Source organism: Streptococcus mitis (genome assembly GCF_047463435.1).
Classification (GTDB): Bacteria; Bacillota; Bacilli; order Lactobacillales; family Streptococcaceae; genus Streptococcus; species Streptococcus mitis_DS.
The window spans coordinates 42,930-56,010 of record NZ_JASHDW010000007.1; the positions used below are offsets into that span (position 1 = coordinate 42,930).

The window sequence follows — 13,081 nt, forward strand, 5'->3', positions numbered from 1 at the left end:
CCTAAATAATTTGATCAGCTAAGATGATGCGAGGATTTTCGATAAATAATTCTCTCGCCTTTCTATCACCGTATTGTTTTGAAACGATCTCATAAGCTTCTTTCATGTAAGGTGGTCTTTGGTCTAAATTGTGCATATCACTAGCAACAAAATGTACCAAGTCACGCTCTAGAAAATAGCGAGCTCGTTTCTTCATAAATTTATATTTATCTCCAAATAACTTTGGTTTTAAAATACTTGAGCTATTGATTTGAGTGTAGCAACCCATATCAATCAACTCTTTTACCCGTTTTTCGTTATTTTCTAATTCATGATAACGTTCAATGTGGGCAACTACAGGCGTTATCCCAAGCATGAGAACATTGCTCAAGGCAGTATGGATTTCTCGATAAGAAGTAGCCATACTAAACTCAATGAGAGCATAGCGTGTCCCATTAAGACTTGGAATCACCTGTTTTTCTAACTTCTCAAGCACATCATGGGTATAATAAATTTCTGCCCCATAGAGAATGGTCAAATCTGGAGCCACTTCCTTGGCTAACTCCTTCACTTCTTGGAAGTTTGTCTCTATCGTCTCCTCAGGAGTTTCAAACATTCCTTTTCGTCTATGCGATGTCGATACAATAGTCCTTACACCTTGTCTATAGGCTTCTGTCAAAAGCGCCTTGCTTTCTTGCTTAGTTTTCGGACCATCATCCACACCAAATACGATATGCGAATGAATATCAATCATTTTGTCTTATTTCCCTTCCATCACATCATTGATTGCAGCCTTGACTGACTCTAAACTGCTATCACTTATCTCCATCATGTAGAGGCTACTCTCAGGCATGGCATAGGATGGTAAATCCATACGCCCTGTTCCTTTAAGATCTTGCGAATTGATCTTATACGTTCCACCACTCTCAAGTTGGGCATTAACCAGGTTCATCATGGTTTCAAGTGGCATATTGGTTTGAATCGAATCTTGCAGCCCTTTTATAATACTGTCATAATTTTTCAAAGCTTCCGTAGAGGTTAATTTTTGCAGAATTGCAACAATGACCTTTTGCTGGTTACGGCCACGATCCCGATCACCATCTGCCAAAGAATAGCGCTCACGCACAAAGCCAAGAGCTTGCTCCGAATCAAGATGAACATTCCCTACAGGAAAATGAAACTTACCATGCAATGATGTAAAATCCTGATCATTATGAACATCAACCCCACCAAGGAGATCTATCAACTTCAAGAAAGAAGTGAAATTCAAACGAGCATAATAGTTCAAGTCAATACCGTAGAGATTTTCCAGGGTATGAATTGAAGCATCTACCCCATAAATCCCCGCATGGGTCAACTTATCTTTTTGGTTGTTGCCACCATCTGCAATTGGAACATAGGAATCACGTGGTGTCGTTGTCAAGAGAATCTTTTTCGTTTCACGATTCACTGTCATAATGATATTGACATCAGAACGAGAAACTGAGCTAATTGGACCGTAAGTATCAATTCCGCTGATATAAACGTTGAAACTGTCACCTTTGACATCTTTTGGAGTTTCAACCGTCTTGGTTAATTCTTTGGTATAGATTTTCTTAATTTTCGAAGCATAGTCAGGATATTCCGATTCGATAATATTTTCAAAGACACTGTTTAGAATGATTGCCTTTGTATCGCCAGCTAACAGGCTCTTATATGCCGCAAGATAGGAGCTGCTTTCTTCGACTGTCAGTTCTTTATTTTGAGTAGCTTTCAGATCATTCAACAACTGTTGGATATTATCCTTATCCGTCCCAGTCGGTCCCGTTACACTGGTTACCTGACTGATATTATCAATTGAACTATCTTCCAACACCGCAATACTCATCGAATAATTTGAGTAGTTAGATGTCGCATTCAGGCGACTTGTAAATCCAATGAACTGCCCTACAGCAAAGAGAGAAGTACCATTAATTAACACACCAAGTAGTAATAAAATCAGCGTTAGATTTTGAACTTTCTTGGATCGAATTAAAAAGAAGCACAAGATAGCTAAGGCTACAATTAAGACAGTGACCACTATATTGAGATATCGGAAGGCTAGCATATTGTACTTGAAAATCAAAAACAATAAAAAGACTGCTAGTAATGCATAGATAGCTAGCAACCCCCAACTAATCAATATTTTTGTTTTACCCTGACGAGCTCGCTTCGAAGATCTACTCACGATATACCTCTATTATCAATTTTTATTTCATTTTATTATATCATAAAAAAATACACTTGTGAGATAAATCCGCTTAGGTAAGGCGTTTTCATCTTCTTTCCGAAACATTCTTTTTGATTTGCAAACAATTACATCAATAAATTTACTATATAAACATCAAAAAGGTCCCTTACGGAACCTCATTCATCTTTATTTAACATGATTTTCTGCTTCTTTTTGAGCTTTTTCGATTGCTTTTTTACTTTCTTGCTCCCATTTAGTCTTAGCTTCTTCATACTGTTTGGTTGTCACAGTATCTTTTTGCAGTTTCATGTACTTGTAGTTATTGCCATCACCCTTGATGCCGACCAGTGAATAGCCTCTTGTAAATGGCGTTACTTTGGTTACAGATGCTGTACCACCACTTGACATTGCTGACATAATCAGAGAATTGTCAATCATCCAAGCCTGTGCTTCAGCATATTTTTCATAGCGTTTGGCTACATCTTTATTTTCGCTATCTGCATCTTTGAGCATCTTGGTGTAAGTATCAAGTCCCAAGCTAGCAATCTTAGCTTTATCTTCTTGAGCATCTAGACCAAAAATCTTGAGGTAGAACCCATCTTCTGCATTGAAAGGATTAAGATAAGTAGACGGATCTTGGTAGTCACCTACCCAACCATCAAAGTTCAAATCATAGTCACGATCAGCTGGTGTTGGCGCTAAAAAGGCTACATTATTAAAATCATCCGTTGAAAGTTGTTGAACATCAATGACAATGTTATCAGCACCCAAAATTGACTCAAGGGTCTGCTTAACTGAGTTCATGCCTGTCACGGCATTTTTACTCGTCTGATCAACTGCCACATCCAAGTGAATTGGGAAGGTCACACCTTGACTTGCCAATTCTTTTTTAGCTTCCGCAAATTTTGCTTGGGCTTTTTCTTTGTTGAAATAGGCATCCTGAGCATCTGCCAAGTTAATACCTGACCATTCTGTGCCATAGTTAACCAATTTAGAAGCGACTACTTCTCCAAAGGTCTTGTCTCCGACTTGGACAAATGTAGGAGGCACTAAAGTGTTACGAAGGGTCTTGCTGGCTGCTTCTTCCCCATTTGACTGGGCAGAATAGGCTGTACGGTCCAAGGCAAAGTTCACTGCTTGACGGAAGTTCTTGTTCAAGACAGCTGTCTCAGTTGACTTCTTCTGCTCATCTGTCGTTTTAGCAGTGTGATTGTAGGCCTTACGGTTGACGTTAAAATTGAAATACCAAGAAGTCTTGTCCTGCAAACTATAAACGATATTATCCTTATATTTTTCCTTAGTCTTAGCAAAGTTAGAACTATTTGGATAAACCCCAGCGATAGAATAAGCTCCACTTTCAAAGTTTCGGATGGTCAATTCTTGGTCTGAGCCATCAAAATAAGCCAATTTCACGTGTTCAATCGATACTTTGTCATGATCATAGTAATGCGGATTCTTCACATACTCGATCGATGATTTTGATGTGAAATCTTTTAACAAATAAGGTCCACTGTAGAGAATGCTATTTGGAGATAGGGTCCCAAAATCTTTCCCTTTTGAATTTAAAAATTCTTCGTTTACTGGGAAAAGAATACTGTTCGTTGTTTTTGAGTTCCAGTACGGTTCTGGGCGTGCCAAAGTATACTCAACAGTCTGGTCGTCGATGGCCTTCACTCCAACCTTAGAAAAGTCAGAATCCGCTCCTGTAATATAATCATTCAAGCCCTTGATCGAGTTTTGAATCAAGTCAAGTGCCTGTGATTTATTGTCCACTGCGTACTTAATTCCTGTCACAAAATCCTGTGCCTTGACTGGGGCGTACTCTTCACCGTCGGCCGTGAACCATTTGGCATCTTTTCTCAATTTGTAGGTATAAGTCAGACCGTCGCTTGAAACAGACCAGTCTTCTGCCAAAGATGGAACTAGGTTCCCGTGATTATCATTTTCAAGCAAGCCATCAACTAGGTTGGTAATGATGGCTGTATTATCAGCGTAATAGTCTAATAGATAGTTAAATGTAGTTGGATTTCCACTAAAGGTTGATGAGTAAGTTTTTGTATCTGAACCTGATTGTCCGCAAGCAGCTAAAAGCAAAGCAGCCGCAAAGGTCAGGCCTGCGCTAAGAACACGCTTTTTTGTTTTCATCTTCTTTCTCCTTTATGTTAGTTTTTGTAACATAAGTTTATTTTACCAAAATAGAGGAAATTTGTAAAGTTAATTGAATTTCTAGAATGAAAATTTATAAACTTTGGTCATAAAAAAACAAAGGATTTCTGTCTTTCATACAGCCCTCCCTTGTTTTTATACGGTTTGTTGACTAAGAAACATCTACAAAATAAGCCTAGACTCATTTTATGTGTTTTTCTAAATCCTTTTGATACTGAGCATTAGATTCTAGTTTTTCCTTTTGCCACTTTTTAAGAGCCGCCTCATACTCTTTAGTTGTCACGATATCATTTTGAAGTTGCATACCTTTAAAAATAAATGGATCTCCCTTAATACCGACCTGTGAATAAGCTTTGGTAAATGGAACAGTACGACTAACCATAGGAGAGCCACCTGAAGAAGCAACTGGAATAAGAAGTGAACTATCAGCAACCCAAGCCTGTGCTTTGGCATACTTTTCGTATCGTTTATCAAGATTACTTGTCTCAGATGCAGCATCATCCAAGAGCTTCTTGTATTCATCCAAGCCAACTTTCGCCATAACTTCAGGATCCTTGCCCTTTGTTATACCTAGATGTTTCAAGGCAGAACCCTTCTTAGCATCTAAAATATTGAGATAGGTTGCTGGATCTTGATAATCTGGTCCCCAACCAGTTCCGTTCAAATCATAATCTTTTTGGGTTGGAACTTTAGCTTGAGAAGTAATACTTTCCTTCTCATTATCCGTCATTTGAAGAACATCTATAATTACATTCTCAGTTCCCAATGTTTCTTCAATCGATTGTTTTAATGAATTTGTCTGTTGAACTGCAACTACATCTGTCTGTTCTACTGGTACATCCAAATGAATCGGGAAACTTACTCCCTTAGATTGCAATTCTGTTTTCGCTTTTTCAAATGTAGACTTGGCCTTTGTTGGATTGTAAATTGTATCTTTGCCATCTGTGAGAGTCACATCTTTCCATTGCTCTCCATATTTCAGCAGTTCATCCTGAGCCAGCTGTCCGAAGGTCTTCCCAGCTACTTGAACATAGTTATCTGGCACTAGACTATTACGAATAATCTTATCCGCACCTTCTTCACCATTTAATTGAGCTGTATAGGCGTGGCGATTAAATGCAAAATTAAGAGCCTGACGGAAGTTCTTATTGAGAAGAGCTTCTTTTGTTGATGTTTTTTGTGACTCATCTGTTTTAGCTGTTTTATTATAGGATTGACGATTTACGTTAACGGTAAGATAATAACTTGTTGCCTCTTGTGGACTATAGACAATCTTATCACCGTATTCCTTTTTAGTTGATTCAAAGTTTGAGCTTGCTGGAAAGAGACGAGCAGTTGTATAGGCACCTTGTGTAAAGCTACGAATTAAGGATTCTTGGTCTGATCCATCATAGAATGTTAATTTTACATTATCAATTTTGACATTTTCCTTATCCCAATAGTTAGGATTTTTTTCATATTCAATCACAGATTTAGAAATCAAGGACTTCAAAAAATATGGACCATTGTAAAGAATACTTGATGGAGTTGGCGTTCCGTAATCCTTACCTGTTGCATTCAAAAATTCTTCATTAACTGGAAGCATGGTTGCTGTGGTTACTTTAGAGTTCCAAAAACTTTCCGGGTTATTAAGGGTATATTCTACCGTATAATCATCAAGAGCCTTCACACCTACAGTTGAGAAGTCGTTTGTCTCACCACTAACATAAGCCTCCAATCCTTTGATGGATTTCTCAACCAAAGAAAGACCATCGGACTTTCCGTCTGCTGCATGCTTTAATCCAGTGACAAAATCCTGAGCCTTAACTTCTGCATACTCTTCTCCTTCTGAAGTGTACCACTTCACACCTTTACGAAGTTTGTAGGTATAAGTCAAACCATCTTTAGAAACTGACCAATCCTCTGCTAGAGAGGGAATCAGATTCCCATATTTATCATTCTCTAAAAGACCGTCGACGACGTTACCTATTACGTCAGAAGTTGAACTTTTACTTGTAACGCTATAATCCAAGGATGATGGATCAACAGCATAAACATAAGAAAATGTTTTGGGAGCGTCTGCATTCTTTTCACTTTTCCCACAAGCTGTTAAAAGAATGGCTGTACTCAAGGTCACTCCTGCTCCTAAGAGCCACTTTTTCGATTGCATAAATAATCTCCTTCAAAATAGTATTTTCACTATTATACCCTATTTTTTTACAAATGCAATAGCTTTTGACAGATTTTTTAGAAAATTCTAACAAATGTTTTTAAAAGAGTTTTTTACACAACTTTTAGCAAAAAACCTCAAGCTCTAAGGCTCAAGGTTCTCACTTTTTAGTTAGTCATTTCCACACAGAAAGCATCCCATGGAGCCAAGATTTGTTTTTCAAAAACTTCTTGAGCCACGGTGTTTTCAATCAAGACTGATTTAACATTTCCTTCTACTGTCAAGTCTTGGTCTTCATTGGACAAGTTGGCTACAACTAAGAAATGACGGTCGCCATCTTTACGAATATAGGCAAAGACCTTGTCAGCTGTATCAAGCAATTCAAAGTCAGCTCGAATCAGCCAGCTATTCTCCTTACGGATTTGAACCAGTTTCTGATAAGTATAGAAAATAGAATCTGGATTTGCCAGCGCTTCTTGAACGTTGATTACCTGATAGTTTGGATTGACTGCCAACCACGGTTGACCTGTTGAGAAACCAGCGTTTTCGCTTTCATCCCACTGCATCGGAGTACGGGCATTATCACGTCCGATTACACGTATACTATCCATGATTTCTTCCATAGAAACACCTTTCTCAAGAGCTTCACGCGCATAGTTGAGGGATTCAATATCTTCTACTTGATCCAGTGTTTCAAACGGATAGTTGGTCATCCCAATTTCCTCACCTTGGTAAATATAAGGTGTCCCTCTCATGAGATGAAGTAAAATTGCAAAGGCTTTGGCAGATTTTTCGCGATATTCTTGGTCATTTCCCCAGATTGAGACGATACGAGGGAGGTCATGATTGTTCCAAAAGAGTGAATTCCAGCCATCCTCAACGCCTAACTCTGTCTGCCATTTGTTGAAGATTTCTTTTAACTTAGGAATATTCAGTTCTTTTTGATAGTGCCACTTAGGCTGACCTTCCTGATACTGAAGACCGATATGTTCAAACTGGAAGACCATAGACAATTCTTGCCCCTTTGGATCAGAGTAGAGCTTAGCGATCTCTGGAGTTGCTCCCCAAGTCTCTCCTACTGTCAAGAGATTCTTATCTCCAAAGGTCGCCTGATTCATCTCCTTGAGATAAGGGTGGAGCATAGGACCATTATTGACTACTTGCTCGTCAGGAATTTTCCCAATCATGTCAATGACATCCATGCGGAAACCACCAATGCCTTTATCAATCCAGAAGTTCATCATCTCATAAATTTTCTGACGAAGTTTTTCATTTTCCCAGTTAAGATCCGGCTGTTTCTTACTGAAAAAGTGGAGATAGTATTGACCTGACTTTTCATCATATTCCCAAGCAGATCCACTAAAGATAGAATCTAGGTCGTTGGGTTCATCGCGCCAGATATAGTAGTCTCGCTCAGGGCTGTCAGGATTTTCACAGGCCTCGACAAACCATGCATGTTCATCTGAGGTATGATTGACCACCAAGTCCATGATGATACGAATATCACGCTTCTTAGCTTCCACAATCAGTTGGTCCATATCCTCCATGGTTCCGAAAATAGCTGCAATCGCTTGATAATCAGCAATATCATAGCCATTATCATCCATAGGACTGTCATAAACAGGAGAAAGCCAAATCGCTGTGATTCCTAACTTAGCTAGATAGTCTAACTTACTGGTAATTCCTGGCAAATCGCCAATTCCATCTCCGTTGCTATCCATAAAGCTCTTAGGATAAACTTGATAGACTACGGCATTGTGCCACCATTTTTCTTGCATCTTCTTACCTCATTATTTTAATAATCTACAATCTATGATAGCGCTTTTCAGAGTTTTATGCAAGCGTTTGCCTAATCTTTTTGATTCCTTTTTTAACTCCATAGTTTCCTAACTTCCAATTTTTTATTATAATAGAGGTCAGAGGTAAAAAAATGAAAAAACAAGCTTTTAGTTCTGAACAATATTTGAATCTACAGCGCGACCACATTTTGGAGCGCATTAACCAATTTGACGGCAAGCTCTACTTGGAGTTTGGTGGCAAAATGTTAGAAGATTTCCACGCTGCTCGTGTTCTTCCTGGTTATGAGCCTGACAATAAAATCAAACTCTTGCAAGAATTGAAAGAGCAGGTTGAGGTTGTGATTGCCATTAATGCTAGCAACATCGAACATTCCAAGGCACGTGGTGACTTGGGCATTTCTTATGATCAAGAAGTTCTTCGTTTGATTGACAAATTCAATGAACTGGGAATTTTTGTTGGCTCCGTTGTCATCACACAGTACGCTGGCCAACCAGCTGCAGATGCCTTCCGCAACCAACTTGAGAAAAACGGAATTGATTCTTATCTTCACTATCCAATCAAAGGATATCCAACGGATATGGATCACATCATTTCTCCAGAAGGCATGGGAAAAAATGACTACATCAAAACCAGTCGCAACTTGATTGTCGTAACCGCTCCTGGACCTGGTTCTGGAAAATTGGCAACCTGTATGTCCAATATGTACCACGACCAAATCAATGGTATCAAGTCTGGTTACGCTAAATTTGAAACCTTCCCAGTTTGGAATCTACCCCTTCATCACCCAGTCAACTTGGCCTACGAGGCTGCCACAGCTGACCTTGATGATGTCAACATGATTGACCCCTTCCATCTCCAAACTTACGGAGAAACCACTGTCAACTACAATCGTGATATCGAGATTTTCCCAGTGCTCAAGCGCATGTTGGAACGCATTCTAGGAGAGTCTCCATACGCTTCTCCGACTGATATGGGTGTCAACATGGTTGGTTTCGCTATTACAGATAATGAGGCTGCTATTGAAGCCTCTAAACAAGAAATCATCCGCCGCTACTATCAAACTGTTCTTGATTTTAAAGCCGAAAAAGTTGGTGAAGCAGCTGTCAAGAAAATCGAGTTGCTTATGAATGACCTCGGTATCACACCAGCAGACCGTAAGGTTGCTGTTGCTGCACGTCAAAAAGCAGAAGAAACTGGTGGACCAGCCCTAGCCCTTGAATTGCCAAGCGGAGAAATTGTCACAGGTAAGAACTCAGAGCTCTTTGGCCCTACAGCCGCTGCTCTTATCAACGCTATCAAGAAATCAGCTGACATCGCTAAAGAAGTAAAACTAATCGAACCTGAAGTTGTTAAGCCAATCCAAGGTCTTAAAATCGATCATCTGGGTAGCCGCAATCCACGCCTTCATTCAAATGAAATCCTGATTGCACTTGCTATCACAGCTACAGAAAATCCTGATGCTGCTCGTGCTATGGAAGAACTTGGCAACCTCAAAGGAAGCGAAGCCCACTCAACCATCATCTTAACCGATGAAGACAAGAATGTCCTTCGCAAATTGGGTATCAATGTAACCTTTGACCCTTACTACCAATACGACCGCTTGTATCGTAAATAAAGATTTGAACCTCTCCAGCCTCGGAGAGGTTTTCTCTCTGTCTCAAGAGCTGGCTTTATGTTATAATGAAATTAGAAAACTGAAAGGATTTACCATGTCAAAAGAAGTTATTGTTGAAAGTTTTGAACTTGACCACACCATTGTTAAAGCACCCTATGTTCGCTTGATCGGGGAAGAAACAGGGCCAAAGGGAGATGTCATCTCCAATTATGATATTCGCTTGGTGCAACCAAACGAAGACTCTATCCCTACTGCTGGCCTTCACACCATCGAGCACCTCTTGGCAAAACTCATCCGTACCCGCATTGACGGTATGATTGACTGTTCACCTTTTGGTTGCCGTACAGGCTTCCACATGATTATGTGGGGACGTCATACCAGCGCTGAAATTGCGGCTGTTATCAAGGATTCGCTCAAAGAAATCGCTGAAACTACTACTTGGGAAGATGTTCCTGGAACAACCATCGAATCTTGCGGAAACTACAAAGACCACAGCCTCTTTTCTGCTAAAGAATGGGCAAAACTCATTCTAGAACAAGGGATTTCAGATGATGCCTTTGAGCGTCATGTCATCTAAACACAAAAAAGGAACCAGTTTTTCATCTGGCTCCTTCTTTTTTATTCTCAAAATTTTGTCTTATACTCAATGAAAATCAAAGAGCAAACTAGCAAACTAGCCGCAGGCTGTACTTGAGTACGGCAAGGCGACGTTGACGTGGTTTGAAGAGATTTTCGAAGAGTATTAGGCTTTTTCACGAATAACTAAACCACCATCTTCCATATCTGCTTCCAGATGTTTGGCATCTAGATGATCCAAGTGGAAGTCTGTTACCTTATCACGAATTTCTTGTTCAACCACGCGACGGAGAGGGCGAACACCCATGACTTCGTCATAACCTTCTTCTGTGATATAGTCTTTAGCCGCTTGACTGACTACCAAGTCAATGTCTTTCTTAGCCAAGGTTTGGTTAACTTCAGCCAACATCAAGTCCACAATCTTAGAAAGGTCTTCCTTAGTCAAGTGTGAGAACTCAATAACTGCGTTAAAGCGGTTAAGGAATTCTGGACGGAAGAACGGTTTCAAACGATCCATCAATTCTGGTTTATCCGCATCTTCTGTCAAGTTAGCTTCATAGCCAAATCCAGCATTTGAAGTCGCGATAATGACAGTGTTCTTGAAGTTCACCGTATTTCCTTGACCATCTGTCAAACGACCATCATCCAAGACTTGGAGGAGAAGGGTGATGACTTGAGGGTCAGCCTTTTCAATTTCGTCGAGAAGGACGATTGAGTATGGATTGCGACGGACGCGTTCTGTCAAGGTATTGTTGTTGTCATCGTAACCAACATAACCTGCAGTTGTACCAATCAATTTAGATACGGCTGTGCGGTCGCTGTATTCTGACATGTCCAAACGGATGATAGCATCTTTCGTTCCGAACATATCAAGAGCCAATTGTTTAGCCAACTCAGTCTTACCGACACCAGTAGGACCTACAAAGAGGAAGCTACCGATTGGACGGTTACCTTCATCAAAACCAGCACGGTTACGACGGATAGCTTTTGCTACTGCTTCAACGGCCTTATCTTGACCAATAACTTTCGTCTGCAAACGATGCCCCATATCTTTCAAACGTTCGATGTCCGTAGCCCCCATTTGAGATACTGGAATACCCGTCATACGTTCTACAGATTCAGCCACATCGTTGACACTTGCAGTCACTTTCATATCTTCTGTATGGTTTTCGATTTTCTTTTCCAATTCTGCAATGCGTGTTTTATAGTTTAGAGCTGCTTCAAAATCTTCTGCCTCAACAGCTTTTTCTTGCTTGTCTTTTTCTGCCTCAATTTCACGTTCAACAGCATGAACATCTGTTACTGGATGCTGAGCTGCCAAGTGAGCTGCCGTTACATCGACAAGGTCAATAGCCTTATCTGGCAAGCTACGTTGTGGAATATATTGAACAGAGTAATCAACGGCAGCTTTTAAGACTTCATCTGGCAAAATAACATTGTGGTGTTGTTGATAAAGATCTCGAATACCTTGAAGAATCTTGAAAGTATCTTCAGCAGATGGAGCACTAACCTTCACTTCGTTGAAACGACGAGCAAGTGCTGCATTTTTCAAGATAGTATTACGGTATTCATCTTGAGTAGTTGCGCCAATCACTGTCAATTCTCCACGTGAAAGAGCTGGTTTCAAGATATCAGCAAGACCTTTAGACCCTTGACCATCACCTGTGCTACCAGCACCAAGAATTTGGTGAATTTCGTCGAAGAAAAGGATAATATTTCCAGCTTCTTTGACTTCGTTTACCAAGTTTTGAATGTTTTCTTCAAAGCTACCACGGTATTGAGTACCAGCTTCAAGTCCAGAAATATCAATAGAAATGATCTCTTTGTTCTTGATTGCTGCAGGAACGTCACCGTTCACAATAGCTTGTGCCAAACCTTCGACAACTGCTGTCTTACCAACACCTGCGTCTCCTACTAAAACAGGATTATTCTTGGTACGGCGTGAAAGGATTTCAGATGTTTCTTGAATTTCCTTGTTTCGTCCGATGACAGGATCCAACTTGCCCTCACGCGCTTCTGCAGTCAAGTTTCGACCCAGTTTAGCAAGGACACCATCTTGTTTCATACCTGAAGACTGTTGTTTCATTTGTCCATCAGTTTCTGCATTTCCTGGCAATTGACCAGTTGCACGATAGTGAGCAAATTCCTCAGGTGTGACTTCACGTCCATTAATCAAGTAACGGCGATTTTCAGAACTATATCCTCGCATACCACCCATCAATTGGTTAAATAAATCATCCATGTTGTTAAAATTATTAAAGTTGTTGTTCATATTCTTTACCTCTTTTTATTTACTTAGTTATGATTACTGATATTGACTATCTTTGACCTTTATCTTAAAAAATTTAGACTAGCTAGATTGCTACTCTACGTACTATTTCTGGTTTTTCTTTTTCAAGCAGGAGTAGACTATCTTTACTTCTGAAGATTTCTAGATTAAACATAGACCCCACCTCTTTCTATTTTACTTTAAACAAGTGTTTTAGTAAGGTTTTCATTTACCTTACGTTCATAATATACTACATTAGTCAGAAAAGGTCAAGGGTTTTGACTTTAATTGACCAATATTTTTTAAACAGCAAAAACA

At 39.8% G+C, this 13,081-nt stretch carries 8 protein-coding genes; 2 read left to right on the forward strand and 6 right to left on the reverse strand.

What is annotated here, in order from left to right; translation table 11 throughout:
• Position 1: 1 nt before the first annotated feature.
• From cps4B to QM843_RS05645, 5 genes are all read right to left on the reverse strand, one after another.
• Complete coding sequence (gene cps4B, locus QM843_RS05625) at positions 2-733, reverse strand: capsular polysaccharide biosynthesis protein Cps4B (RefSeq protein ID WP_414304409.1); 732 nt, start codon at positions 731-733, stop codon at positions 2-4.
• A gap of 6 nt (positions 734-739) precedes the next feature.
• Positions 740-2,185 (reverse strand): LCP family glycopolymer transferase CpsA, encoded by a 1,446-nt coding sequence (gene cpsA / locus QM843_RS05630; protein WP_414304410.1) that lies wholly within the window; start codon positions 2,183-2,185, stop codon positions 740-742.
• 189 nt (positions 2,186-2,374) lie between these two features.
• Positions 2,375-4,333: a peptide ABC transporter substrate-binding protein gene (locus tag QM843_RS05635; protein ID WP_414304411.1), complete on the reverse strand. Its 1,959-nt coding sequence runs from the start codon at positions 4,331-4,333 to the stop codon at positions 2,375-2,377.
• A gap of 202 nt (positions 4,334-4,535) precedes the next feature.
• Complete coding sequence (locus QM843_RS05640; protein WP_049516181.1) at positions 4,536-6,503, reverse strand: peptide ABC transporter substrate-binding protein; 1,968 nt, start codon at positions 6,501-6,503, stop codon at positions 4,536-4,538.
• Positions 6,504-6,670: 167 nt separating this feature from the next.
• Positions 6,671-8,281, reverse strand: coding sequence for a glycoside hydrolase family 13 protein (locus QM843_RS05645; RefSeq protein ID WP_414304412.1), 1,611 nt, complete (start codon positions 8,279-8,281; stop codon positions 6,671-6,673).
• A 152-nt stretch (positions 8,282-8,433) separates the two neighbouring features.
• Here QM843_RS05645 and QM843_RS05650 point away from each other — a divergent pair, with 152 nt between their 5' ends.
• On the forward strand, positions 8,434-9,918 hold the full coding sequence (locus QM843_RS05650) for a DUF1846 domain-containing protein (protein ID WP_143952869.1): 1,485 nt from the start codon (positions 8,434-8,436) through the stop codon (positions 9,916-9,918).
• A gap of 94 nt (positions 9,919-10,012) precedes the next feature.
• A complete protein-coding gene (locus tag QM843_RS05655; RefSeq protein ID WP_000032562.1) occupies positions 10,013-10,495 on the forward strand; it encodes an S-ribosylhomocysteine lyase in 483 nt (160 codons plus the stop codon).
• Positions 10,496-10,660: 165 nt separating this feature from the next.
• Here QM843_RS05655 and QM843_RS05660 read toward each other — a convergent pair whose 3' ends face one another.
• Entirely contained in the window at positions 10,661-12,766 is a 2,106-nt protein-coding gene (locus QM843_RS05660; protein WP_414304413.1) for an ATP-dependent Clp protease ATP-binding subunit, read from the reverse strand.
• Positions 12,767-13,081 lie beyond the last annotated feature (315 nt).

Excerpts from the sequence above, each read along its gene's own strand:
- QM843_RS05655 (WP_000032562.1), top strand. The coding sequence starts at position 10,013 with ATGTCAAAAGAAGTTATTGTTGAAAGTTTTGAACTTGACCACACCATT.
- QM843_RS05645 (WP_414304412.1), bottom strand. The coding sequence starts at position 8,281 with ATGCAAGAAAAATGGTGGCACAATGCCGTAGTCTATCAAGTTTATCCT.
- QM843_RS05650 (WP_143952869.1), top strand. The coding sequence starts at position 8,434 with ATGAAAAAACAAGCTTTTAGTTCTGAACAATATTTGAATCTACAGCGC.
- QM843_RS05640 (WP_049516181.1), bottom strand. The coding sequence starts at position 6,503 with ATGCAATCGAAAAAGTGGCTCTTAGGAGCAGGAGTGACCTTGAGTACA.
- QM843_RS05660 (WP_414304413.1), bottom strand. The coding sequence starts at position 12,766 with ATGAACAACAACTTTAATAATTTTAACAACATGGATGATTTATTTAAC.
- QM843_RS05635 (WP_414304411.1), bottom strand. The coding sequence starts at position 4,333 with ATGAAAACAAAAAAGCGTGTTCTTAGCGCAGGCCTGACCTTTGCGGCT.
- cps4B (WP_414304409.1), bottom strand. The coding sequence starts at position 733 with ATGATTGATATTCATTCGCATATCGTATTTGGTGTGGATGATGGTCCG.